This is a genomic window from Streptococcus sp. 2_1_36FAA (genome assembly GCF_000161955.2).
In the GTDB taxonomy this organism is placed as follows: domain Bacteria; phylum Bacillota; class Bacilli; order Lactobacillales; family Streptococcaceae; genus Streptococcus; species Streptococcus gordonii.
The window spans coordinates 181695-207504 of the sequence record NZ_KI391974.1; the positions used below are offsets into that span (position 1 = coordinate 181695).

27 protein-coding genes and 1 pseudogene are annotated in these 25810 nt (G+C 40.2%); all 28 read right to left on the reverse strand.

Translation table 11 applies throughout. The annotated features are described in order from the left end of the window. Positions 1 to 38: 38 nt before the first annotated feature. On the reverse strand, positions 39 to 1514 hold the full coding sequence (locus tag HMPREF0847_RS03355; RefSeq protein WP_008808787.1) for a DUF2142 domain-containing protein: 1476 nt from the start codon (positions 1512 to 1514) through the stop codon (positions 39 to 41). 9 nt (positions 1515 to 1523) lie between these two features. Then, positions 1524 to 2306, reverse strand: a complete 783-nt coding sequence (locus HMPREF0847_RS03360; RefSeq protein ID WP_008808788.1) for a glycosyltransferase family 2 protein — start codon at positions 2304 to 2306, stop codon at positions 1524 to 1526. Next, positions 2306 to 3574, reverse strand: a complete 1269-nt coding sequence (locus tag HMPREF0847_RS03365; protein WP_020992645.1) for a lipopolysaccharide biosynthesis protein — start codon at positions 3572 to 3574, stop codon at positions 2306 to 2308. The genes HMPREF0847_RS03360 and HMPREF0847_RS03365 overlap by 1 nt, the downstream gene beginning before the upstream one ends. Beyond that, a complete protein-coding gene (locus tag HMPREF0847_RS03370) occupies positions 3564 to 3899 on the reverse strand; it encodes a DUF2304 domain-containing protein (protein ID WP_020992646.1) in 336 nt (111 codons plus the stop codon). Before HMPREF0847_RS03370 ends, HMPREF0847_RS03365 begins: the two co-directional genes overlap by 11 nt. A 1-nt stretch (position 3900) precedes the next feature. Next, the gene (locus HMPREF0847_RS03375) at positions 3901 to 4611 is read right to left on the reverse strand and encodes a glycosyltransferase family 2 protein (protein ID WP_012000430.1); all 711 of its coding nucleotides are present in this window, start codon (positions 4609 to 4611) and stop codon (positions 3901 to 3903) included. A gap of 282 nt (positions 4612 to 4893) precedes the next feature. Then, complete coding sequence (gene galE / locus HMPREF0847_RS03380) at positions 4894 to 5913, reverse strand: UDP-glucose 4-epimerase GalE (RefSeq protein ID WP_008808792.1); 1020 nt, start codon at positions 5911 to 5913, stop codon at positions 4894 to 4896. A 40-nt stretch (positions 5914 to 5953) separates the two neighbouring features. Beyond that, positions 5954 to 7000, reverse strand: a complete 1047-nt coding sequence (rfbB, locus tag HMPREF0847_RS03385) for a dTDP-glucose 4,6-dehydratase (protein ID WP_008808793.1) — start codon at positions 6998 to 7000, stop codon at positions 5954 to 5956. Beyond that, positions 6993 to 7541, reverse strand: a complete 549-nt coding sequence (locus tag HMPREF0847_RS03390) for a hypothetical protein (RefSeq protein ID WP_008808794.1) — start codon at positions 7539 to 7541, stop codon at positions 6993 to 6995. The genes rfbB and HMPREF0847_RS03390 overlap by 8 nt, the downstream gene beginning before the upstream one ends. Positions 7542 to 7563: 22 nt before the next feature. Continuing rightward, positions 7564 to 8142 (reverse strand): dTDP-4-dehydrorhamnose 3,5-epimerase family protein, encoded by a 579-nt coding sequence (locus HMPREF0847_RS03395; RefSeq protein ID WP_008808795.1) that lies wholly within the window; start codon positions 8140 to 8142, stop codon positions 7564 to 7566. A gap of 4 nt (positions 8143 to 8146) precedes the next feature. Further along, on the reverse strand, positions 8147 to 9016 hold the full coding sequence (gene rfbA / locus HMPREF0847_RS03400; RefSeq protein WP_008808796.1) for a glucose-1-phosphate thymidylyltransferase RfbA: 870 nt from the start codon (positions 9014 to 9016) through the stop codon (positions 8147 to 8149). A 130-nt stretch (positions 9017 to 9146) separates the two neighbouring features. Then, positions 9147 to 9971: pseudogene (gene tmpA, locus HMPREF0847_RS03405) on the reverse strand (ZIP family manganese transporter TmpA). Between the two features lie 22 nt (positions 9972 to 9993). Further along, entirely contained in the window at positions 9994 to 10464 is a 471-nt protein-coding gene (locus tag HMPREF0847_RS03410; RefSeq protein ID WP_008808798.1) for an 8-oxo-dGTP diphosphatase, read from the reverse strand. Position 10465: 1 nt separating this feature from the next. Further along, positions 10466 to 11560, reverse strand: a complete 1095-nt coding sequence (locus tag HMPREF0847_RS03415) for an NAD(P)/FAD-dependent oxidoreductase (RefSeq protein ID WP_008808799.1) — start codon at positions 11558 to 11560, stop codon at positions 10466 to 10468. Next, positions 11557 to 12369, reverse strand: coding sequence for a Nif3-like dinuclear metal center hexameric protein (locus HMPREF0847_RS03420; RefSeq protein WP_020992647.1), 813 nt, complete (start codon positions 12367 to 12369; stop codon positions 11557 to 11559). Before HMPREF0847_RS03420 ends, HMPREF0847_RS03415 begins: the two co-directional genes overlap by 4 nt. Continuing rightward, positions 12356 to 13045, reverse strand: a complete 690-nt coding sequence (locus HMPREF0847_RS03425; RefSeq protein ID WP_008808801.1) for a tRNA (adenine(22)-N(1))-methyltransferase — start codon at positions 13043 to 13045, stop codon at positions 12356 to 12358. Before HMPREF0847_RS03425 ends, HMPREF0847_RS03420 begins: the two co-directional genes overlap by 14 nt. 141 nt (positions 13046 to 13186) lie before the next feature. Next, positions 13187 to 13975, reverse strand: coding sequence for a glutathione-dependent disulfide-bond oxidoreductase (yghU, locus tag HMPREF0847_RS03430; RefSeq protein ID WP_008808802.1), 789 nt, complete (start codon positions 13973 to 13975; stop codon positions 13187 to 13189). Between the two features lie 67 nt (positions 13976 to 14042). Next, positions 14043 to 14723 (reverse strand): DnaD domain-containing protein, encoded by a 681-nt coding sequence (locus tag HMPREF0847_RS03435; RefSeq protein ID WP_008808803.1) that lies wholly within the window; start codon positions 14721 to 14723, stop codon positions 14043 to 14045. A gap of 8 nt (positions 14724 to 14731) precedes the next feature. After that, on the reverse strand, positions 14732 to 15673 hold the full coding sequence (gene metA, locus HMPREF0847_RS03440) for a homoserine O-acetyltransferase MetA (RefSeq protein WP_008808804.1): 942 nt from the start codon (positions 15671 to 15673) through the stop codon (positions 14732 to 14734). Between the two features lie 99 nt (positions 15674 to 15772). Next, entirely contained in the window at positions 15773 to 16285 is a 513-nt protein-coding gene (locus HMPREF0847_RS03445) for an adenine phosphoribosyltransferase (protein ID WP_008808805.1), read from the reverse strand. An 84-nt stretch (positions 16286 to 16369) separates the two neighbouring features. Continuing rightward, positions 16370 to 18589: a single-stranded-DNA-specific exonuclease RecJ gene (gene recJ / locus HMPREF0847_RS03450; RefSeq protein WP_008808806.1), complete on the reverse strand. Its 2220-nt coding sequence runs from the start codon at positions 18587 to 18589 to the stop codon at positions 16370 to 16372. A gap of 105 nt (positions 18590 to 18694) precedes the next feature. Then, positions 18695 to 19285 carry an HD domain-containing protein gene (locus HMPREF0847_RS03455; RefSeq protein ID WP_008808807.1) on the reverse strand — a complete coding sequence of 197 codons (591 nt, stop codon included), beginning with the start codon at positions 19283 to 19285 and terminating at the stop codon, positions 18695 to 18697. A gap of 36 nt (positions 19286 to 19321) precedes the next feature. Next, positions 19322 to 20374, reverse strand: coding sequence for an acyltransferase family protein (locus HMPREF0847_RS03460; RefSeq protein WP_008808808.1), 1053 nt, complete (start codon positions 20372 to 20374; stop codon positions 19322 to 19324). Positions 20375 to 20429: 55 nt separating this feature from the next. After that, complete coding sequence (locus HMPREF0847_RS03465; RefSeq protein WP_008808809.1) at positions 20430 to 21134, reverse strand: class I SAM-dependent methyltransferase; 705 nt, start codon at positions 21132 to 21134, stop codon at positions 20430 to 20432. A 39-nt stretch (positions 21135 to 21173) separates the two neighbouring features. Continuing rightward, the gene (locus HMPREF0847_RS03470) at positions 21174 to 21929 is read right to left on the reverse strand and encodes an SDR family NAD(P)-dependent oxidoreductase (protein WP_008808810.1); all 756 of its coding nucleotides are present in this window, start codon (positions 21927 to 21929) and stop codon (positions 21174 to 21176) included. Between the two features lie 103 nt (positions 21930 to 22032). Then, positions 22033 to 22962 carry a ribonuclease Z gene (gene rnz, locus HMPREF0847_RS03475; protein ID WP_008808811.1) on the reverse strand — a complete coding sequence of 310 codons (930 nt, stop codon included), beginning with the start codon at positions 22960 to 22962 and terminating at the stop codon, positions 22033 to 22035. A 10-nt stretch (positions 22963 to 22972) separates the two neighbouring features. Then, positions 22973 to 23596 (reverse strand): cystathionine beta-lyase, encoded by a 624-nt coding sequence (locus tag HMPREF0847_RS03480; protein ID WP_008808812.1) that lies wholly within the window; start codon positions 23594 to 23596, stop codon positions 22973 to 22975. Then, entirely contained in the window at positions 23589 to 24827 is a 1239-nt protein-coding gene (gene hflX, locus HMPREF0847_RS03485) for a GTPase HflX (protein WP_008808813.1), read from the reverse strand. The genes HMPREF0847_RS03480 and hflX overlap by 8 nt, the downstream gene beginning before the upstream one ends. A gap of 1 nt (position 24828) precedes the next feature. After that, a complete protein-coding gene (gene miaA, locus HMPREF0847_RS03490) occupies positions 24829 to 25743 on the reverse strand; it encodes a tRNA (adenosine(37)-N6)-dimethylallyltransferase MiaA (RefSeq protein WP_008808814.1) in 915 nt (304 codons plus the stop codon). Between the last annotated feature and the right edge of the window lie 67 nt (positions 25744 to 25810).

Sequence of the window (25810 nt, forward strand, 5' to 3'; positions counted from 1 at the left end):
CTTAGATTCCCGTCTGTTTTTATTTAAATATAAAAATATTAAACTACCGCATAAATGATTGCTAAAGTATGGATCATGGATAAGCCAACAATAATAACACTGCTTTCTACAATCCAGTGATCAGTTATAAAATCAAATTTTAATTGATTTTTAGAACAGCTAACAATTACTGGGAGCATTAGAGCTAAGACTCCCAAATAATATCTTCCCTGAACACCTAAGACAGTATAGGATCCTACAGGAGTCCATGTCAAATATAAAGTTAAAGAGATTAAACCAATAATTGCTAACGAAACCAGCACTGCTCCAATTTTTGAAATCAAATGAATTTTAAAACGTCCAACATTAGCTAAAGCAATTAAAGTGTAAAAGACATAAATTGGAATAAGAACCTCATTCATTGATAGATCTAACCAACCAAAATTAAATAGTTGATCAAGATGACTAATGGACAAAAGCATTTCCTTAAAAACAACTGGTAGGTAATCTTGTGGACGATGGATCAGGTTCATTAATTGGCCACGTAAGTCGGCGCCTTCTAATTGAAAATTAGCTAATTTCACTTGTTGGCTGAGTAAAAACCAAAATACAGTTACTGCTCCTACACAAAGAACAGCAGAAATAACCTTGCCATAAAAGAATCTACCATTAAACTTAGATTTTGGAATAAAAAGCAATAATCCAATTAGCAGAACATAAGGGAGCTTCATCGTGGCTAGAAGGCAACAAATGATGACATAAAGAATCAAATCTCTATTTCTTACCTTCTTCTCGCTATCACTAACCCAACTAATAAAGAGTGATACGATAATATAAGCCAATCCGAGTGATACACTGTCCTGATTATATGAGCCAGCTAATACTAAATTCATTGGAATAAACGCAACCATCATTATAAGTTGCTTAGCTTTACCTGATAATCGAATGGCAATATAAGCCAAAACTGCATAAGCTAATGCGTTAAATATTCTCCCTAAATAATACGAGATACCTACACTCAAATGTAATAATTTACCAATTCCAAAGCCAATTGCCTGAGGAATATAACCAATGAACCAATATGAATTAGTAGCCCGGTAATCAGTAGTACGACCGAAATCAACTTTCTTATCTGTCTGACCTTCATTGAAAAGATTTGTTTTAGTTAATGGAGACTTTATTTGATCATAAATATCAAAAAAATCTTCTGAAATAAGAGGTTTACTATTATCTAGATTCAAATCTCCCTCAACGATATGAATCGTTCTAGCTAAATGAACTGGTTCGTCAGGAGTATTCAAAACCGGAGTTATCAAAGAAGTCAAAACTCCCGAAAAGACAAGGGCATAAAATATTGCAATATTTTTTTTAGGTAAAAATAATAAAAATACTGCAATAAGAAGAACAACTGCCAATCCTATCTTTGGGACATCCAAAAGATGTTTTGTATAAATTACAAACATAAAAGCGGATAAGACCAAAAAAGTAAAAATATATTTTATGTTAGCCTGATAGGCATCTTTCATGAATTTCATATTAATCTCCTAGTGGTTAGTATCCTGACTCTTGACATAAAACTTCATAATTACTCTTGAAAACCACTTTGGCCAAAATAGATTATACATATACAAATCTTCTTTTGTGCGAGTATTATCTGAAATAGTCTTGGTTGTCTCAGATTCTTGATGAATCCGATGGCACATTAATGCTTCCGGAATATAAAGGAAGCTTCCTTTGTATTCATTAATTTTATACCAAGCATACCAATCAAGACTTACTCTCATATCTTCATCAAACTGGAAATCTTTTAATTTTTCAAGATTGTATGAAACCGCAGGACAACAGATGGGATTTCCAAAAGCTAAGACGCGCTTTCTCCAAAAACGTGAGGTTGGAAAAATTGATAAGGTACCAAGCATAAGGCGCTTAATTTTTAAATTCGTATTCGCATCAATTTTACTTCCATTTTTTTCTTCAAAATAATCAGTGAAAGTAATCAATCCATCTTGGTGAGACTCAAAAGCTTCCAGAGTTTTTTCAAGAAATTTAGGCTCGTAATAGTCATCCTGATGGGCAATGGTAGCATATTTTGTAGTTACGAATGATAATGCTTGATTCCAATCTCTTCCAATTCCACCACTGGTTTTGTGATGAACTGGAATATCATACTTCCCACAAATTTCATAAATTGAGGTCAAAGGTGTGGAGGTATAACAAATTATCTTTGAAGTAAGAGTTTGATTTTTTAAAGACCGAATACACGCTTCTAGATACTGACTTTCACCATAGGCACAAATCACCCAGGTATGTTGAGAATTTAAGGGCATTAAAGCTTTCCTTTCCATTTTCTTACCTTGATATAAGTTAAGTAACTTCCGATTGAATAAATAAGCATTACAAACAGAAAACTATACGAAGCTCCAAGTAGACCTTTTGACATTACAAAAGGATTTGTAATAGCAATTGAAACGATAAACATAAGTAGGTATACCAGTATGAGTTTTCGTTGCATTCTAAAAATAGTGAGGATATCTCCAAGAACAATTCCAACTGAATAAAGGATCCCAGAGAAAACTAGAATTGTCAAAGTCAGAGCGTCGCCAGCAAGATCCACACCAAAAACTATACTTAAAATAGGAGTTCCAATTAAAAAAGCTAACATCGTTAAAATAGCTCCACCTCCAAGCAAGTAGATACCGATCTGCTTCACTGTTCGATCAAACTTTGCAAACTCTTTTCTTTGCCATTGAATAGCTAAGCTTGTCGTTAATGGTCGAAGAATAAGAATAAACAAACTCATGAAGAACACTGGCATGAACAAAATATTGTAATTCCTTTGAAGCCCTTCTGCTAATTTTCCAAGTTGAATAGCTTTATCAATTGCTATCTTAGGTTCATTAAAGATATAAGCTAAAAGGAAACCGCTAATAAATAAAGGAATACAGCCTTTTAAAATCAAAAAGGCGTCTTTGACCTGCAACCTGATGGTACTCTTGTCAAAAGAAACTTTATCAAAGGATAGTGACTTGGGAAAATCATAAATCCAAACAAATACAAAATTAAAAAGAAACAAGATTAAAAGAGAAACTTCTAAAGATTTGAGAACAACTAGAGAGATAAGAAGAATAAAAATACTTGCTCCGTATCTGATTGTCATGGATTTACCAGCAATATCTAACCTCTCATGTTGCTGGAAGAGCCCCTGAAATAAATCAGATATAGCCTCACACATCCGAAACAGAACATATAAAACTACTACTGCCAACTTTGAAGTATCTGAAAAATCAAAATGAACTAGAAATAGATATGGAAATAAGGTAATTAGCATAAGAGTAATAGAAAATACTCTTGCAATCGTATAGCTGGTAAAACTATGTTTAAAAGTCACATCAGTTCCCTGATAGGTTCTAACTTGAAAAAGTCCAAGAACAACTAATATACCAGCAATACCATATGCTAAACTGAATACATCAGCCATTTTTGCAGAAGAAAGTCTAGAAACAATCATCATAAAAATAGCTGAGGAACCAGCAAACATTAGATTCCCCAGTAAATTCCAAAAATATATTTCTTTTGCTGACACTTTATTCTTCATCTTGATCACTTTTTTCCTTTAAAGCAATTTTTTGCGCCAATTGACGAATCTGAACTGACTGTTTCGAAAGATGTCTAGTTAAAGAAAAAGTTAAATAAAGCAGTAAGCAGATAGCAACAAAGAATATTAAGTTACTAGCCACTTGTACTCCCATAAGATGTGCAAAAAAAGTTAGAATGTCTGGAAACCAGACAAAAGGTAGAGCAATGATAGATAAAACAATCCATGAAATAACATTTTTCATCTCTACTTGCTTTTTAGCAACTAAACGAAGAATATTAAACAAAAATGCCAAAATGAGAATAGTAATTAAAAAAATAAGCATATTATTTCTTATATCCTCCACTAATCTTTGCAACCAGTATTGCTATAGATACTTTAATCATATAATACACAGACTTAGTCAAGGTAATCGAAGATGTACCATGTTCTCTTTCATTCATTAGAACAGGCATCTCTTCCACTTTAAAACCAGCCTCTAATAAGGAAACTATAGTTTCTGGTTCAGGATAATCACTAGGATAGTGCTCAGCAAATAATTCAATGACTGATTTATTAACAACTCGTAATCCTGATGTTGGATCCGTGATCTTCTTTCCAGTCAATAATTTAATTAATTTTTCAAAAAAAGTGATTCCAATTCTTCTAGCGAAAGAAGACTGAAATCCTTGATTCTCAATAAATCGAGATCCTATTACCATGTCAACTTTATCTTTTTTTATACGTTCAAGCATCATCTTAATATATTGAGGATTATGTTGACCATCTCCATCTACTTGAACAGCATATTGATAATTATTTTGAACAGCATAGAGGTAGCCTGTTTGAACCGCACCGCCGATTCCTAAATTAATTGGCAAATCAATAACATTAAATTTATTTTCACGACAAATTTCCAAAGTATTATCTGTAGAACAATCATTGATAATTACGTAATCAAATTCTGGTGTATGTGTTTTTATCATCTTGATTGTTTTTTGAATATTACCACTTTCATTAAAGGCAGGGATAATAATCAATAATTCCGAAGACTTCACTAACTCACATTCTCCTTAAAAGTCATATAGACTCATTATACTATAACCAAGCCCTTATTTCTACTGTTTCCATACAAGAAGGAGAGAAATCATAGAATGAAAAAGAAAGATATCTTATCTAATGGTATGTTCATGTGCTATAGTCAAAATTAATTCACCATAATATCCGTGAAAAAGATCATCTTTATTATATTAAGAAAGCTCTAAAATATTCAACTATTACAAAAAGCCTAACACATATTTGTGCTAGGCTTATCTAAAATTTCTAAATTCCAATAATAACTATTCGTCAAATCCATTGGGATGTTTGCTCTGCCAACGCCAAGCATCTTGGCACATCCTCGAGATATCAAATTGAGCTTCCCAACCAAGTTCTGCTTTGGCTTTAGCTGGATTAGCATATGAAGTTGCAATATCACCAGGTCTGCGTTCAACAATCTTATAAGGAATAGGCTTTCCAACAGCTTTTTCCATACTATGGATGATTTCTAAAACCGAATAGCCTTTACCAGTCCCTAAGTTATATATATTCAAACCTTGCTTGCCTTCAATTTTTTTTAAAGCAGCAACATGGCCTTTAGCTAGGTCAACCACATGAATATAGTCTCGAACACCAGTACCGTCTACAGTTGGATAATCATTACCAAATACCTGTACTTGCTCTAGTCTTCCAACAGCAACTTGAGTTACATATGGAAGCAAGTTATTAGGAATTCCATTTGGATTTTCTCCCAAATCACCACTTTCATGAGCACCAATTGGGTTGAAATAACGAAGCAATACAATATTCCAAGTAGAATCTGCTTTGTAAATATCCGTCAGAATTTCTTCAAGCATTAATTTCGTACGTCCGTATGGATTAGTAACTGAAACAGGGAAATCTTCTAAGATTGGAACTGTGTGAGGATCTCCATAAACTGTTGCAGATGAACTAAAGATAATATTTTTACAATTTACTTCTTCCATCACTCTCAAAAGAGTTAAGGTACCTGCAACATTATTTTCGTAATAGGTTAGAGGAATTTGGCTAGACTCTCCTACTGCCTTTAAACCAGCAAAATGAATCACTCCAGTAGGTTTAAAGTCCTTAAAGACTTTTAATAAAGCTTCTTTATCACAAATGTCCACTTCATAGAAAGTAATGGTCTGTTCAACGATTTTTTCGACAGCCTCTAGACTCTTTTTGCTGCTGTTACTAAAATTATCAACAACAACTATCTCATGGCCAACTTTAATAAGTTCGACCACTGTGTGAGTACCAATATAACCAGCCCCACCTGTTACTAAAATTTTATGTTTCATGATATAACTGCTCCTTTAAGAATCATTAAATTGTTTAAAATTATTTAATGACCTCTTGTGTTTTAGCATAATTAGCTTCTACTGCTTCTTTTTCAGATTTCCACCAGTCTTGGTTGTCTGTGTACCACTTGATTGTCTCTTTGAGACCTGCTTCAAAGTTAGTAAACTCTGGTTTCCATCCCAGCTCATTACGGAGCTTGCTAGCATCAATGGCATAGCGGAGGTCGTGACCAGCACGATCTGTCACATGGTCATAAGCATCAGCTGGCTGCCCCATTTCCTTAAGGATGAGCTCCAGTACTTCCTTGTTATTCTTCTCACCGTCAGCACCAATCAAGTAAGTTTCACCGATTTGTCCCTTGGTTAGAATCGTCCAAACGCCTGATGAATGGTCATTAGTATGAATCCAGTCACGAACGTTTTTACCTTCACCGTAGAGTTTTGGCTTGATACCGCTCAAGATATTGGTAATCTGGCGCGGAATAAATTTCTCGATGTGCTGGTAAGGACCATAGTTGTTTGAACAGTTAGAAATAGTCGCTTTGACACCAAATGAGCGCACCCATGCTTTGACGATCAAGTCTGAAGCGGCCTTGGTTGATGAGTAGGGTGAGCTTGGATTGTACTTGGTTTCAGCCGTAAATTTCTCACCAGGACCTTCTCCATGACCTGGCAAATCTTCACGCAGAGGCAGGTCACCATAAACTTCGTCAGTAGATACATGGTGGAAACGAATGTCGTACTTACGAGCTGCTTCCAAAAGTGTGTAAGTTCCGATGAAGTTGGTGTGGATAAACGGACTCGGATCATTAAGCGAGTTGTCATTGTGGCTTTCAGCTGCATAGTGAACGATAGCATCAGCTTCAGCTACCAGCTTATCTACCAAGGCTGCATCAGCAATATCTCCAACAACCAACTCAACTCGGTCGCCTAAAATTTCTTCAATATTGGCACGATTACCCGCGTAGGTCAGCTTGTCCAGTACTGTCACATGGACATCTGGAAAGTTATTGTAAACATAGTGGACAAAGTTAGAACCGATAAATCCAGCTCCACCAGTCACGATAATTTTTTTGTATTCAGTCATTGATTTTCTTATCTCCAATCTGCGAATAATACTCTGAAATCCTATCAAAGAATATTATCCCAATAAATGTTAATTCCATTGAAATCATCATACTAATTATTATATAACATGAAAAATTCCATAATAAAGTCACAAAATAAATATTTATTTCAGTTATTTTTGTTGTCAAAGAATCTAATTGTGGTAAATCAAGAACTTCATCCAACCACTTTAAGAAAATGGGAAGTTTAATAAATAGATAATTAAAAACTAAAACTAAAAATAGAAAAATAATTGGCATCATAAGTAAGAGAGATTTCTCTCTTTTACTTTTTTTATTATAAAGCTCTTTCAAATCATTAAAATAATTTTCATTTCCGAATATTCCCATAAAACTAATCAAAAATGCAGATACACCAATTGATAAACATTCTAAAAGTTGAAATGAATTCGCGGAGTTGAAAACTCCTTTTATAGTTGTAACTAGAGATAATAATAAAATTGATAGTCCAAGATTTATTTGTATTTTTTTAAATTCTCGAGATTCCAAAAATTCTTTCATAATAATTACAAATCTTCTTTTCTTAAAGAGGTTTGACGTCCTTAAGTAGTGGATGGTTCTTGTCTGCTTCTGAGACTTCTGCTGCTTCTAGGTTTTCCCACTGGATGCCTAGAGCTGGGTCTGCATAGTTGACAAAGGCATACTTCGGTTTGAGCTCCAAAGCCCAATAGTCGTTTACCAGATAGCTATAAGAAACAGTGTCAGAAAGGACTTGGAAGCCGTTGGCTACGCCACGTGGCACAAAAATCCCCTTGCTAGCATCGATTACTGTCTGATAGGTATTACCAAAGGTCTCTCCCTCACGCAGGTCAACCCAAGAACCTAGAACCTTACCGTCATCTGCAACAGAGATGTACTTGTCCCATGGCTCAGCATGTAGACCACGTAACACATTTTTACGAGAAAAGCTGACATTATTTTGCAGTTTTCCTTCTGCAAAGAAGCTTTCAGGAAAGCCTAGCGGAAGCATTTTTTCCTTTTGGAAATTCTCCTTAAACCAGCCTCGGTTGTCCCCGCGAACAGGGATATCGAACTCCAGCATTCCAGGGATTCCAGGAACCTCACGCGCTGCTAATTCCTTATCAAAAAATTGTTCAGTCATCTTCTTATTCTTCTCCAATCAAGCGCAAGAGATAATGGCCATATTCATTCTTTTTCAATGGTTGCGCTAATTCATGCACTTGCTCTTTAGTGATATAGCCCATACGATAGGCAATTTCTTCCAGATTTGCCACCTGAACGTTCTGCATACGCTGAACTGTTTCGATATATTGAGCGGCTTCTAAGAGACTTTCGTGAGTTCCTGTATCCAACCAGGCAAAACCACGTCCCATGAGCTCAACAGACAAATCACCACGATCCAAGTAAGCCTTGTTAACATCTGTGATTTCCAGTTCTCCGCGAGGACTTGGCTTGATGTTCTTGGCAATTTCAACAACATCGTTATCATAGAAATAGAGTCCAGTCACTGCATAGTTAGAACGCGGCTGTTCTGGTTTTTCTTCGATGGAGATAGCATTCATATTCTCATCAAATTCTACTACACCAAAGCGCTCTGGATCCTTGACATGGTAGCCAAAAACAGTTGCCCCTTTTTCTTTAGTAGCTGCTTTCTGAAGCATCTTACTTAAACCAGGTCCATGGTAAATATTATCCCCAAGAATTAGCGCTACTCGATCATCTCCGATGAAATCAGCCCCAATGATAAAGGCTTGCGCCAATCCATCTGGACTAGGCTGCTCTGCATAAGAGAGCTTAATACCAAATTCAGAGCCATCACCTAATAGATCCTCAAATCGAGGAAGATCAGTTGGAGTTGAGATAATCAAGATATCTTTAATTCCAGCCAACATCAGTGTTGATAATGGATAATAGATCATTGGCTTATCGTAAATTGGCATAAGTTGTTTAGATGCCGCACGTGTCAATGGGTATAAGCGAGTCCCAGATCCACCTGCAAGAATAATACCTTTCATATGTGTTTCCTCTCTGTTACATATTGCTTTTATTCTACCATTTTTACAAGCGAATGTCACTTTTTAAGATATTAACTGTTTCCAAACAAAAAAGTCTCTGAATCTAACAACTCAGAAACTTTAAAGTCCTTTACCCTAAAGCAACATCCAAGACCATCATGAGAACAAAGCCCATCATGAGACCTAAAATCGCCACATCTGTATTGCCATTGGTCTGCGAATCCGGTATCAGCTCCTCTACCACCACGAAAATCATAGCTCCTGCCGCAAAGGAGAGGACATAAGGCAGAATAGCTGTCATGGCCATAACAGCAACTGCCCCCATAACAGCACCAATTGGCTCCACAATAGCAGACATGGAGCTCCAGTAAAAAGCTTTAAGGCGAGACTTGCCGTCCGTCCGAATTGGAATGGACAGAGCCGCTCCTTCTGGGACGTTTTGCAGGCCAATTCCCAAAGCTAGGCCAATCGCGCCGACAAAGGCTTACGGGCTAGGATTGGCGGCCAAAGCACCAAAGGCTACTCCGACTGCCAAACCTTCTAGAAAATTGTGAATGGTAATAGCTAAGAAAAGCAGAGCAGTCTTGGACAGCTTCTTGCGGCTATGTTCAGGAACACTCTCAGCCTCCGAAATGTCTTTGCTCAAGTGCAAGTGAGGCACTACTGCATCAATCAACCGCAGAAAAAAACCACCTGCTAAAAAACCTATTGCAGCTGGTAACCAAGAGAGCTTACCATAAGAGCTTTGCGCATACTCAATCGACGGTGCTAAAAGCGACCAAAATGAAGCCGCAATCATGACTCCTGCCGCAAAGCCCATCATAATATCCAGTAACTTCCTACTAATATGTTTAAAGAAAAATACAAAAGCCGATCCTACAATGGTACACCCCCATGTAAAAAGCCCAGCCAAGAGTGCCTGCATAACCACTGGCTGCGATCGTAACCAGTCCATAATTTCCCCTTATTCTCTAAAATCAATCATACAAAATCGTCTTAGTTTCCCCTATACAGTGCTTTTCCTCATTCCAGTAATGAATCCGCTCGAAAGAGCCTTTCCGCCAGTAGAGAGGCAAACGTTCACGTATGTCATCCTGCATATCTATTTGGTCAAGTTCCGAAATCTTCCACCATTTGGGCTCCCCTTCATGATCGTTTCCCCTAACTTGCCCCTCAAAGGCAGTACAAAGAAAATCGTAATACACATACCGTTCTTTTTTTCTCGAATTAGTGAAGCCTGAAATACCCTTCAATTGCAAGTTTAGAGCAGTCAGCCCTGTTTCTTCTTTTAATTCGCGCCTTGCAGCTTCAAAAAAAGATTCTGGAAACTCCACCTTCCCGCCTGGTTGTATCCACCCTTTAAAGTTATCATGCTGACGATTAAGCAGTAAAATTTCATCATCTTTTTTCACACAAATATTGACCCAATTCAAAATAGTTTCTGTCATATCAAACCTTCTTTACATACCGCTCAATAGGATAGTCAGCTGGATTCAGCAGCCTCGCTTCTCCTAGAGCCATCTGAGCCAATTGGCGTCCGATGAGTGGGCCAGTTGTCAGACCAGAAGAGCCTAGTCCGCTAGCAGCGTAGACATGCGGCAAATCTGGTATAGCTCCAAAGAAAGGCGCAAAGTCACTGGTATAAGCCCGTGTTCCCACGCGCTCATCTAAAATCTCTGCAGTAGCCAACCTCGGCAAGTAGGTTTCCGCTTCTTGCTGCAACTGATCCAACACTTTCTTATCTACCTTCAAATCAAAGCACTGATCATTTTCATGACTGGCACCGACACTGACCTTGCCCGCCAGAAAGGGAATGATATCCAGCTCGCCCTCAGGCATAACAACTGGGTAGTCATCTGTCTGCTCAGCCAGCTTAAAATCGCGCAGCTGTCCCTTTTGCGGTCGAACATCTGTCTTATAGCCCAGTGGCTGCAAGATTTCTCCCAGCCAAGCTCCCACAGCTAAGATCACACAGTCAAAGCTCCGACCATCCACCAGAAGTTGCTCTCCTTCTACTGCCAGGCTTACCTTTTTCTCAACCAGATCTGCCTTGCTGGCTTTCAGAAGCGTCTCCGTTAAGAGTGCTCCCTCCACACGGGCACCGCCAGAAGCATAAAGAAGTTGTTCAAAGCCTTGCAAGTCTGGAAATTTCTCCTGGGCTTCATGACGGCTGAGAAGACTCAAGTCCCCTATTAAAGGCGAATCTTCCCGACGATTAGCAGCCAAATCATAAAGCTCCTGTAGCTTGCTCTCATCCTTTTTCAGCAGATAAACACCTGTCTGTAGGTAAAAGTCCGTCTGGATACCCGCAGCTTTCAAATCCGCAATTAAATCTTGATAAAAGTCAGCGCCTAGACGAGCCATCCTGTACCAAGCCTTGTTACGACGTTTGGAAAACCATGGACTGATTATGCCAGCGGCTGCCTTGGTTGCCTGCCCCTTGCCATCATCAAAGACAGTCACTTCCACATCTGGGGATTTGGATAGATAGTAAGCGGCTGTTGAGCCAACAATCCCAGCTCCAATCACTGCTACTCTTTTCATGTCGCTCCCTCACAAATATGTCGGAAAGGATTGGTCGAAGCCTGACTAGCCAGAATCTCAAGCTTCCATCCCTCATCAGCCTTCCAAGTATCAAGCTTTTCTTTTACTTTTTCTGTAAAAAGAACCTCGATATGATGTCCAGGATCCAGCGCCAAAAGCCCTTCTGTCAGCATTTCCTGAGCTGTATGATAGTAAATATCACCTGTAATGTAGACCTGCGCTCCCTTGGCGATAGCCTCTGGATAAAGGGACTGGCCACCGCCTCCACAGATAGCCACACGCTCAATCACGCGTTCAAGATCCGCTTCTTCATAAGCTACCAGACGCAAGCTATCTACTCCAAAACTTGCCTTGACCTTAGCCGCAAAGTCCCCAAAGGTCTGAGGAGCAATCTTCCCTACGCGGCCAATACCGTAATCTGGCCCCGTCTGACTAAGATAACTTGTCTCCTCAATCTCAAGAAGCTGGCAGAACCAGTCATTAAGACCGTCCTCCACAATATCAATATTAGTATGACTGACATAGACAGCAATATCATGCTTGATAAGGTCTAAAATGATTTGATTTTGCGCCTTATCTGCCACTAGGTCCTTGAGCGGGCGAAAAATAGGCGCATGCTTAACGATAATCAGTCCAGCACCTGCCTCAATGGCCTCCGACACCGTCTGCTCGCGAATATCCAGAGCCACTAACACCTTGTCCACTTCCTTGTCCAAAGTCCCGATTTGCAGACCAGAAATGTCGCCCTCCATAGACAGTTCTTGCGGACAGTATGCTTCATAACGGGCGATGATTTTACTTGCTAACATGGAGCACCTCCTTGATACTTTCGATTTTTTTGGACATAGCAGAGCGTTCTAGCTCATTTTTTTCTGGGATACGGGCTAGAGCTCCTTCTAGTTTTTTCAGTTCTTTCTGCCATCTTAGCTGAAAAGCAGGTGACTGTTCCTTCATCAGAAAAGGACCAAAACGCTTTTCTTGCTCTGTCAAAGTTTGCTGGCCAGCTCCTGCTACCAAGATTTCGTAAAACTTACCAGCTTCTTCTAAGATATCCTCAGCCAGCAAGTGAAAGCCGTTAGATACCAGCCAGCTACGAAGCTCATCCTCTCGGTTATTGGGCTGCAAAATCAAGCGGGAAATAGACCCAAGCTTAGCTCTGCCATTTTCCAAAATCTCCGAAATCAAGCGACCACCCATACCAGCAATAACGATAGTATCAATCTGATCTTCCGCTTCAAAAGCAGCTAGGCCATTTGCCAAGCGAACCTCAATCTGCTTCGTCAGTCCATGCTCTGCCACATTTTTCTGGGCAGACTGAAAAGGCCCTTCCACCACTTCACCGGCCAGAGCCTTCTCAATCCGTCCTTCCTGAATCAGGTAAATAGGCAGATAGGCATGATCGCTCCCCACATCCAGCAACTTTGCCCCATCCGGAACAAAAGCAGCTACTCGCTCCAAGCGTTGGGAAATAATCTTTTTTTGCATTACATACTCTTTTCTAAACATTCTTTTATTCAGTATATCATTTTTAAAGGTATAAAAAAAGCAACGAAAGAAAAATCAGCCTGTTGATAAACTGATTTCATCTCGCCACTTGATGATGGTATATTCCTACCAAACACTTATTTATTTAAGTTCTTGATACTCAGCAGCTAAACCATGCTGGACTGCTGGACGAGCTGCAATTTTCTCCGCCCAAGCAGATAGTTGTTTGTAGGATGCAGCATCCAAGAACTCCGCAGCGCCTGGATAGAGCTTATCCTGCACCAACTGCCCATACCAAGACCAGATAGCAATATCAGCAATACTGTATTCATCCCCTGCAATATAAGCTTTCTTGGCCAATTCTTTATCCAACAGATCCAGCTGTCGCTTGGCTTCCATGGTAAAGCGATTGATAGGATATTCTATCTTTTCTGGAGCATAGTTAAAGAAATGACCAAATCCACCTCCCAAGAAGGGCGCAGCACCCGTCTGCCAGAAGAGCCAGTTGAGCACCTCAGTTCGACCTGGCAAATCGGACGGAATCAACATTCCAAACCTCTCTGCCAGATAAAGCAGGATATTCGCAGACTCAAAGACAGGAATCGGCTTATCAGCTGACTGATCCAATAAGGCCGGAATCTTAGAGTTGGGATTGATTTTCACAAAATCTGAGCCAAATTGGTCTCCCTCCATGATGCTGATCTTATAAAGGTCATAGCCAGACTCTGTCACACCTGCTGCCAGAAGTTCCTCAAGCATAATCGTCACCTTGACCCCATTAGGAGTCCCAAGCGAATAAAGCTGAAAAGGTTCTTTACCAACAGGAAGCGTCTGCTCAAAGCGTGCACCTGCAGAAGGTTGATTAATACCTGAAAATTTTCCTTGGTCGCTGTCCGCAGCAGACCAGACTTTTGGCAATTGATAGGTCATACTTTTCTCCTTTTTTATAAAACCAAGGGCCTGTCATATCTAACAGGCCGCTGTATATCTAATAAAGTCAGTCCTTCCACAAATCCATTGCTCTAAGGAAATCATCTGAAACCGTAACATTCTGTGGATTAAATACTTCACGTTCCTCTCTTTTGGCTTCAACTTGTGCTAAAGTCGTAATACCTTCTCGTCTCCAATTTCGTAAAATTGCTTGGATATACTTCCAGTTAGCCTTCCCATTGAAAACTGCTTCTCGAAGAGCAGCTTTTACTAAGTCAGGATTTGTTTTATCTTCCTGAATAGTTTTAGTCAAATCCTCAATCTCAAAAGGAGTCAAAAGGCGACCTAATTCCTGTTGAAAGGTTTCAACTAAATCTTTTAAAACATTTTGAGATACTTTTGTTGTTGGCTGTTGACTAAGATTAGCTCCCAGCAGTTCATCTAACTTTTCCAAGGCTGGAGAGGCATCAAAAATCGCTTCAATCTCTCCATTTAATTCAATGGTTTTATACTGTAATAAGCCTTGTTCGGTCAAATGAGACATAATGCGATTGACCTCAGACACCGTTTTTCCAATGCTTTCAGCAATCTGACTCGGCTCTATCTCTTCCAATGCTGTTGTATTCTGCAAATAAAAGAATTGCCAAACAAGGAAATCTTCACTAGACGAGAAAATCTCTTGAAAATGAAAGTACAAGGCACTTGGTAATACTAAATTGCCTTGTTGAAAGGCTGATAAATAAGTCATAGTCCCTCTTATAAATAAGCAAAATAGGAAGCGTCATTTTCTGGATTCTCCCAATCAAATGGCGTTTCTTGGTACACTGCATAGTTAATCCAGTTATTGAAAAATAAAGCTGCAGCTGAACTCCAACGCAAGGCCGGTGTCTCATGGACATCATCGTTTTTAAAATAATTCTCTGGAATGTGAGGATTCTTCCCTGCCTTCAAGTCTCGGAAATACTCTCTGGATAGAGTATCACGGTCGTATTCCATGTGACCGAAACTATACACCTCTCGCAAGTCTCGGCTAGCCAACACAGATAGACCCGTATCTTCTCCGTATGAGAGAATCTCCAGATTAGTTAGATTGACAATATCCTCCTTCAGAACTTCAGTATGACGGGAATGAGGCGCATAAAACTCATCGTCAAAGCCCCGGAAAAGCAGATTGTTGCTGTCAGCAGACTGGCTATAGACACCTGATAATTTGCGCGACATCTGGTACTTGTCAACGCCATAGCGGGCGTAAAGTCCAGCCTGAGCTCCCCAGCAAATATGCAGAGTCGAAAAAACATGGCTCTTGGACCATTCAATCACCTGCTGGAACTCTTCCCAGTAATCCACCGCTTCAAAAGGAAGATGCTCTACTGGTGCCCCAGTGATAATCAAGCCGTCAAAATAGCGATTTTTAATTTCATCAAAAGTCTTATAGAAAGTCTCCATGTGCTCTGCACGTGTGGTTTTAGATTGGTGCGAACTCATATAGAGGAAGTCAATAGTCAACTGTAGCGGAGTATTAGCTAAATGGCGCAGTATCTGAGTCTCCGTCACCATTTTCTGAGGCATAAGATTCAAGACTAAAATATTCAAGGGGCGGATATCCTGATGGTCCGCCCTATCGTCATCCATTACAAAGATATTCTCAGAACTTAAAATTTCAACAGCTGGTAATTTTTTATCAATCTTAATTGGCATGAAAATATCTCCTATTCTCTAATATATTTATTATACTAAAAGGAGATATAGTTTTCAATTATATTTTATCTTTACCTAGGTATAGTCTGAAACTATGTATTAATAATGCATCAATACTTTATAGTCATATTCACCAATAACTTCACGACCTTTTAATTCATCCAATTCGATAAGGAAAGCACATCCTGCAACGATACCACCAAGGCGTTCAATCATTTCGATGGTTGCCTTAACAGTTCCACCTGTTGCCAATAAATCATCAACAATCAATACACGCTGACCTGGCTTGATAGCATCTGCATGCATGGTCAAAGTATCTACACCATACTCTTTTTCATAATCAGCTGAGATAACTTCACGAGGAAGTTTTCCAGGCTTACGAACTGGAGCAAAGCCGATTCCTAACTCAAAAGCAACTGGACAGCCCACGATAAAGCCACGAGCTTCCGGTCCAACAATCATGTCAATCTTCTTGTCTGTCGCATATTGAACAATCTCACGAACAGCGTAACTGTATGCATTCCCGTCTGCCATCAAAGGGCTGATATCACGGAAGGTAACACCTTCTTTTGGATAATTCTCAATTGTTGCAATATAGTCTTTTAAATTCATAATGTTCTTTCTATATAAAAAATTTTTACTCTCTATTATACCATTTTTTTATTTAAATGTGCTTGAAATATTATTTGTTAACTTTTATTTCTCCATCAAATAATCATAAATCTCCTGCACAGTGCCCAGAGCCATGAGTTCTTGTTCTTTTACTAGGCGCTTAAGGTCTTGATAAATGTGACTGTTTTTAATTTCTTTCTTTTCTGCTTCCTTATTGACCTTCATGACGCCTTCTGTGATGCTGACAAAGCCCAACTCCTCAAAAATCTGAATCATTTTGACCAAGAGAATCGAGTCAATTTTCAGGTAAGCTGCCAGATCATTAAGCTTATAGCGAACGTCAAATTCGGGGAACTGATAGATTGTCTTGTAGAGTTTGGCAAACTGCTCACGGCTACCGTAACCTGTCAGATAGTATGGCTTGGCAATCTCATTTTTAAAGTAAATCGCTTCGAAATCTTGAGTCTGAAGAATCTTTTTCAAGTCCTGTAAATCATCAGGCAGGTCATAAACCACAACTGCTCTTCTATTTGCCAAATCCGGCAATTCCTCTGTGAAACGCAAAACTGGAACCTTGTCAGGTAGCGTCGCATTTTTTCCGCGGATATTGAAAAGCTGAACACCATCTACACGAGCATCTACCAGCATGAGCTGGAGACTGGTCTGTCCATTCCATTTATTGACAGAGAGGCTGACAGCTAGCTCCAGATTCTTGGTTTGTGCAAACTCTGTCGCCAGGCTTCCTTGGCCAAAAGCAACTACTTCAAAAGTAGCATCTTCCTGAGAAATCTTCAGCTTGAGATGGCTATTGCCAGCCCCCATAGTCCGAACATTGTCAACTTTAAAATCTTTGAGGTAAAAAAGCGGCTTCTTATTATCCATACCAAAAGGCGCCAATTTTTCAAAGCTTTTGAGTGTATCAAGGGTCAGTTCTGGCAAGTACAACTCCTCATCTAAATACAGAGCTGTTTTACCAGTCAAATCCAAATCATTGTCTAAGATGAATGCCGTCAGGATATCAGATAGCTCTGTTAATTTGTCTGCTTCAAGAGTCATTCCAGCCGCTCCTGCGTGCCCGCCAAAGGCTACAAAGAGATCACGGTGACTGTCCAAAGCCTCAAAAATATTGACTGCTTCAATACTGCGGGCGCTGCCCTTAGCGATGCCATCCTCAATATTAAGCACTATGACTGGCTGGTGCAGCTCTTCCAGCAAGCGGCCAGCGACAATTCCTAGCACACCAGGGTTCCAACCTTCCTTAGCAAGCACCTGCACTGGTCTCTTAGGATCCAGCATGGTTTGTGCCTCTTCATAAATCTGCTGGACGATTTCCTTGCGCTCGTCATTTTTCTGGTTAATCATAAGCGCAATATCACGAGCTTCTTCATCGTCAAAGCCTGTTAAAAGCTCAACCGCAGGATTGGGATCATCCAGCCTTCCCAAGGCATTGAGGCGGGGAGCAAGCTGGAAGCCAACTGTTTCTTCATCCAGTTCGTCAGGCTGAATGCCAGCGATTTTGAAGAGTTCCTGAAGTCCTACTCTCTGGGTGTTTTTGAGGACGGAAAGGCCGTATTTGACTAGAATCCGATTTTCCCCCGTCAGACTGACCATATCGGCAATGGTACCAATAGCAACTAAGTCCAAAAGTTCGACTTGGACTTCTTCAAGCAAGGCTGTTGCCAGCTTAAAAGCCACTCCACAACCAGCCAGTTGCTTGAAAGGGTAATCCGCTCTGCTATGTTCCGGATGGACGATCGCATAGGCGTTTGGCAGCTCCTTAGGCATGGAGTGGTGATCCGTCACGATGACATCCACGCCGAGAGACTGTGCCAGCTCGATAGCTTCAAGGCCAGCCACTCCATTATCCACTGTAATAATGAGCGAAACTCCTTGATTTTCAATAAAATACTTGTAAACACTGCTATTAGGACCATAGCCATCCGTAAAGCGATTGGGCAGATAAACCTGACACTCAGCCCCCAGCTGCTCCAAGGCTTCCTTGACAATCGATGCCGAGGTCATACCATCAGCATCATAATCACCATAGATCAAAATCTGCTCATAATTCTCAATCGCTGCGCGAATGCGCTCCACTGCCCGCTCCATATCATGCAGGTCATAAGGGTCGTGAAGCTGGTCTAAACTAGGCTCCAAAAATTCCTGTAAAGCTTCTTCAGTCTGCACACCTCTTTGGTAAAGAAGACTGGCAGCGGCAGGTTCTAATCCAGCTTTCTTAGCCTTTTTTAAAAAATTCTCGTCTGTAAAATTAGTGGCAAACTGCCAGTCGTATTTTGAGCTAATCATGATGAGTGAAACACTTTCTCCGTTCAATCTTGTCTGAATATTATAACATGAAAAGACTGGTTCAACCAGTCTCAAACTTTCTATCTGCGAGCAAGTTCCTCAGCCTCACTCATCTAGGTAAAGCCCCTTAGCAACACTTTGGTCAATAACCTCTTGAGCCAATTCCCAAAGAGTTTCAGAGGTTTCTTGGATAAAGGATTTTTTCGCAATAACCTGCGACTTGGTCAGGCCATGTGGATTGTCGTGAGGCTGAGCGACTTCCAAGTGGTTGAGCAAGGGAACCAGAGCATCCAGCACTCGGGCATATTTAGCCTCTATGCTAATGCCGGTTTCAAACTCCTGCCAAAGCTCTAAAAAGGAATCCTGCTGATCTAGCGGCAGCTTGTCTAAACTGATTTTCAAGGACTCCAGCTCTCTATCGTAAGAATCGCTCTTGCCCACGTCATCAAAGATAAAGGTATCGCCAGCATATATTTCTCCCAAATCATGAATCAATAACATAGACAGGACCTTTTCCATATTAACTTCTTCAGGGATATATTCTCGAAAAACTAGTGCCATAAGCGCACCCTGCCAACTATGCTCTGCAGAATTCTCAAAACGATAAGCATCCAAGGTCCTGTTGTTGCGATGAGTGGCTTTCAGCTTTTCCAGCTCATTAGTAAAAGCTAACTGTTGCTGTAAACGTTCAAACATGATAAGACCTCCAACAATTTTTATTCCTTATCTCATTCAGACAGTCTTATTTCCGTTTTTCTGTCTTGCAAATACTGACTTACGAAATTTTAAAATAATTTCTGAAGTCAAATGAGTCAAAACTATAGTAAGAACAAATACAATTTGACCCTTATGCCATTTGGAAATATTTGTCTCTCTTAAAAGATAGAAAGAACTTTCTATAAAAATCGGATGTAAAAAGAAATAGAGCACACTTAATTCTTTAAGATGGTATAATTCCCACTTCTTTCCGATCTCTGTCCTTAAAACTCCATTAACCAAAAATAAAGAAAAAGGAAGTAAGGCTAGAAAGAAATTTTTATCGATTCCTTGATTAACAAAAACTAACCAACCATCCAGAGCAAGTAAAATTGAAGCCAGCAGAAATTTTTTTCCTACATCTTTCTTAAAGAAATTACTATTCCAATAATCATAGAGCAAATAACCAAAAAGAATGAAGATTGGTGCGTAAAAAAGGCCATTACGGGTTGAGAAAAAAATACGGGAATAAACATCATATAAATGAGTTGGCCAAGTATTAGCAAAGTAAGTATAGTATGTCTCAATCGAGCCAAGTAAATAAAGGACCAAAGATACAACTACCGCCCATTTAGGTCCTATTTTTTTGTATAAATAATGGACGATCCAAAGCCCCAGCAAAAAAGCCAGAATATACCAAAGCTGGTAACAAAGTCCAATATATAAAAATCCCGCTATTAAAGCTAATGGGGCATAATACTTCTCAACTGGAAGCGACCAAAAATAAATAAGAGCGTATGGAAGATAAAGAATACTCCAAAAAATATACTGTTTTAAAATCCTACTTACGTAAGTACTCATACTCTTCTTTTTAGCTAGACTAGATTTAAGCATAAAGGCAGATGATATGAGAAAAAAAGGCACAGCCATTCGTCCAAACATACTCTTTTGTGTGAAATGCAAAATTTCATTAGGAAAGAGACGTTGACAGTGCACTAAAATAACTAAGATAGACGCTACATATTGAAAAAGGCTGAGCATGGCATAATTAACTGATCGCTCTTGCTCTTTAACTTCTTTTTCCACCATCTAGTTTTCTCCAAACAAGGTCAAAAATTCATTCATACACAAAAAATCTAAGCCATTATTTTTTCACGAGCCAGTAATGCTGAAAAGCTGCAATATCGCGATAGGGTGACTGGTTATTAACAGAAAGTTCCATCTCTAGCATATTTTCACGCCATCCTGGATCAGTTTTTACATCATTGGGTTGTAAGCCATAAAAAATTCGAATTCCTTGAAAATCTAGAATCTCAAAAGGATAAGGCTTGATGACATCTGCTATCTCATAATAGACAGCCTGCCCCATACTATGCGTCAGGTAATCTTTTCCAAGCAAGAGTTCCCGAGCTTTTTTAATATCATTTTCAAATATTACTGTATGCATAATTCGGCCAACGTAATTATGTTTAACAATCGACAGTTTCCCTCCCTTTTTGAGCAAACGAGAGAAAGCCATCAGGTATGGATCAATATCCTCAATATACTCTAAAACATTATGGCAAATTATAAGGTCAAAGGATTCATCTTTAAAAATTTCAAGAACTTCTAGACTTCCCTGCAACTGCTCATAAGAATTCGTTCTTTTACGATGAATAATCATTTCCATATTCGGTTCCAGCGCAGTGACCTGATTTTTTTCAGCAAGGTGGTTGGCCACAATCCCAAACCCACTACCAAAATCAAGAACTTTCATTCCTTCAACATTTTTCAGCTGATCAAACAGAATGTCATAATAGATTTTACCCCAAGGCTCTTCTAAATGATTTTTATAAGCTTGTAAATCCATTTTCTCATTTTCCTTTTCTAAAAAGTTGAAATTTAACTTTTATTTATAATTAAACATCTTAACCGCCAATTTATCAGCTATTCTTGGAAACAGGGTATAAAATTTATGAGCAAGATTGAGAATCCCAGGGAGATTAATTTCCCGTTTCTTTTTGCCGAAAGAGCTGACAATTTTGCCAGCTACAAAGTCAGGCTCAAGAATATACTTATCAACAGCTTTAACATAGGAACCATCAGGATCGGCAAGATCAAAAAAGGCAGTTTTGATAGGCCCGGGATTAACCGTCGTAACATAAACACCAAAAGGCAAGAGTTCCAAACGCAAAGCATTGGAAAAACCAATGGCAGCAAACTTAGTCGCTGAGTAAAGACTGGATTTGCTGCTTGCGATAAGGCCAGCCATGCTGACGATATTGATGATACGTCCTTGTCCAGCCTTTTTCATACGACTACCAAAAAGTCTAGACAGGTTCATCAGAGCAAAAGTATTGACCTCAAACATAGACTCGATGTCGCTTGAGCTGATTTTGTCAAATTCCTCAAAAATCCCATAGCCAGCGTTATTGACTAGAACATCAACGTGGCCGTACTGACTATCAATCCGCTCAGCAAATCTCTCCAAAGCTGAGCTATCTGTAATATCCAGTTCCACAAGGTCAATATTTTCGCTTTTTCCATATAGTTTTTCAAGCTTTTCCTTGCTACGTCCTACCAAAATCAATTTATCCTTAGACAAAAGCTTAACCATTTCCTGTGCTAGCCCTCCACTAGCCCCTGTGATGATGATTGTTCTCATTCTTTCTCCTTTTTTTACATTATAACATAAAAAAGACAGGAAAATCTCCCGCCTCTTTGTCATTATTGTATTTTTTCTTGAATTAAAATTCTCTTTAATATCCTTAGATTTCAACTTCTTCCAAGTCCTTAACCACATGAACCTTTTCGAAAACTTCACTAGCATTTTGTTGCATAACGCTGATATCTTTCGACAAGAACCGAGCACTGACGTGATTGAGAAGAAGTCGTTTAACTCCAGCTTCTTTGGCTACTTCAGCTGCCTGCATATTGGTAGAATGCCCATGCTTACGGGCCATCTTTTCATCTCCCTTACCATAGGTAGCTTCATGTACAAGAACATCTGCCGCCACAGCTAAGCGTACACTAGAATCTGTTTTCCTTGTGTCCCCTAAAATAGTAATTGTTTTCCCAGGACGAGGGGCTGAGATATAGTCTGCTGCGATAATCTTTGTACCATCTTCTAAGACGATGTCTTGACCATTCTTGACTTTACCAAAGAGAGGGCCAAAGGGAACCCCCGCTGCTCGTAGCTTATCTGCATCCAGCGTGCCTTCCAAATCTTTCTGCATTACACGATAGCCAACGCAAAAAATCGTATGATCCAGCTTATCTGCATAAACAGTGAACTTGTCCGTTTCCAAAATCTTTCCCAAACTATTTTCATCAAATTCATGAAAATCAATTCGATAAGGTAAACGAGAACCAGAAACTCGAAGACTGGACATAACAAAGTTCTTAATCCCTTTAGGGCCATAGATCTCTATATCCGTCTGCTCTTCATTAGCTTGAAAAGAACGACTGGATAGAAAGCCAGGTAAGCCAAAAATATGATCTCCATGCAGATGCGTGATGAAAATCTTGCTAATTTTGCGAGGTTTAATAGTTGTCTCCAAGATCTGGTGCTGGGTCCCTTCACCACAATCAAACATCCAGACTTCATTGATTTCTTCCAAGAGCTTGAGAACGAGGCTGGATACATTTCGGGCCTTGGATGGCTGACCAGCTCCTGTTCCTAAAAATTGTAATTGCATATTTTTCTTTCTAAATGATATAAATCATGGCAGACCGATTCTGCGAGTGATAGTATTTTCTGCCTGCATAGGACTGAGCCAGATCACTGACTTCATCTTGATTGTATCCAAAAAGTCTTTGGCTACCATCTGCCAGTTGCTCCCAATCGGTCAAGGCAGTCAGCGCCTGACTGTCCACAACTTTAGAGTCAGCTTTGAGAGGTGCCATTTTTATTCTCCCAGCTTCTTCGTAGACCAAGTACTGCGGAAAGACTTGTGCGATTTCAAAAAGCAAGTCCGCTGTTACCGGCTCAGGCTTTTCAGGAAAAACCAAGCCGACTTCCTCACTCTCATAGCAAAATCCATAGGACTTGCCAGAAAGATTAAGCCTAACAAAAGGTTTATTTTCTATAAAGCTAGGATCCACATTCCACAAGTCCAGTGCCTGGCTAATCTCTAGAAAATATGCTGTCGCGGCTTCAGGACTTTTCTTTTGATAAAGCTCAGCAAAGTAAGCATTGATAACGCTAGGCGGTGGTGTGATAAAGCTCAGCTTCTGCTCTTCTGTCAGGCTAGCCAATACTTGCTCTAAGTAGACCCTGTCTAGGCTAGTAAAACCGCCGTATTTGAGGGCCAAATCTATATAATCAGTCATAAAATTCTTCCAGTTTCCATTTGTTTTTCTCGGCAATCCAGCCTGAAATGACTTCGATATCGTCTATGTATTCTCGATTCCCCATAATCGCGACTTGCTCTAAATCATGAATCTTGTAAGCTTTAGCCGACGCTACCTTGATGGTAAAAGGCAAAAATAACTCTTTCATCCGCTCCAGAAGGACTTGCTGCAAAAGAGCTCTGCTATTGTCTGCCTTAGCCGAAATCAAAGAATAAGGAGTCAGGGTTGGAGTGAAATCCTCAGACTTGTCCGCTTTGTTATAGAGAGTCAGACGGGGAATATCCAGCATGTCCAGCTCTTTCATAATGTCGAGGACAGTCTTTTCGTGCTCCTCATGATGAGGGTCGCTGGCATCAATAACATGGACCAACAAATCAACATTTCTACTCTCCTCTAGAGTAGACTTAAAGCTTGACACCAGCTCCGTCGGCAAATCCTGAATGAAACCAACCGTATCCGTCAGAGTGACGTTTAATTGACCACTAAGGTTTATATTCTTGGTCGTAGCGTCTAGCGTTGCAAAGAGTTCGTCGGCCTCATACTGACTCTTACTAGTCAAGCAGTTCATGATCGTAGACTTGCCAGCATTGGTGTAGCCGATGAGTCCGATTTTGAAAATACTAGATTCCAACCGTTTTTCACGAACGGTAGCTCTATTTTTCTCCACTGCCTTGAGCTGGCGCTCAATATCATGAATCTGATTGCGGACACTGCGTCGATTGAGCTCAAGCTGGCTTTCACCAGGCCCACGGGAGCCAATACCTCCTGCCTGACGGCTAAGCATAATCCCCTGTCCAACCAAGCGAGGTAGCAGGTACTTGAGCTGGGCCAGATGCACCTGCAACTTGCCCTCGTGACTCCTAGCTCTCATGGCAAAAATATCCAAAATCAGCTGCATACGGTCAATGACCTTGACCCCCAAACTTTCCTCCAGATTGACATTTTGGCGAGGTGTCAGACGGTTATTGACAATAACGGTCGAAATTTCTTCGGCATCAACCATCTGCCGGATTTCTTCTAACTTGCCAGAGCCGACAAAGGTCTTGCTATCATACTTTTCTCGTTTTTGACTATAAGAGCCAACTACTTCCGCCCCTGCCGTCTTAGCCAGATTTTGAAGCTCCTCCATGGATAGGTCAAAATTCTCCGTGTCTGCTAGTTCCACACCAACCAGAAAGACACGCTCTGTTTTTTTCTCTGTTTCTATCATCTCATATCCTTACTATGACTTGGTCAGCCAGCTGCTTGTCCAGAAAATTCTTGATGTCCTCCATAACCTGATTTTTATAGTCTGGATTTCCCACCTGATAAAAGGTTACGGACATCCGATTGCGAAACCAAGTCAGCTGGCGCTTGGCGAAACGACGGGTATTCTGCTTGAGCTTGTCCACGGCCTCCTCTAGGCTCACCTGACCTGCAAAGTAGGGGAAAAGTTCCTTGTAGCCGATCCCCTTGCTGGCTTGACTGGTTGGAGCCTGTTCATAAAGCCAACGGGCTTCTTCTAAGAGACCATCTTCTATCATCAGATCTACTCGCTGATTGATTCGCTCATAAAGTCGCTCACGCTCATCATCTAGGCAAATCAGCAGGGCTTCATAATCTGGCTGGCTGTTTTCTAATTGACCACCTAACTGAGCAATCTCCAGCGCCCTCATAGCCCTACGGCGATTTATCTGGGGAATCTCAATACCCAGCTCTGCTATTTTTCCAAACAAATCCTCATCTGACCAACTGTCCAGCTGCGCCCGATAGGCCAGAATCTCCTCGTGAGGAACGGAGCCGCCCAGATGATAGCCCTCGAGCAAACTCTGGATATAGAGCCCTGTGCCGCCGCAAATGATGGGAAGCTGACCTTGAGACTCAATCTCACGAATAGCCTGAGCCGCCTCAGTCACAAAATCATAGGCCGAGTAGCTCTCTCCAACCTCCCGTACATCCAACAGATGATGGGGAATGCCCTCTTGCTCCTCAGGACGAATCTTAGCCGTGCCAATATCTAAGCCACGATAGACCTGTTGACTGTCACCACTGACGATCTGACCATTAAAGGTTTTAGCAACCTCAATGCTCAGAGCCGTTTTTCCAACAGCTGTAGGCCCTACAATTACAATTATCTTAGTTTTCATTTTTTTCCTTGAAAAAATTTTGATTTTCCGTTACTATTAATTATAACATAAATAATTAAAGTTCAGA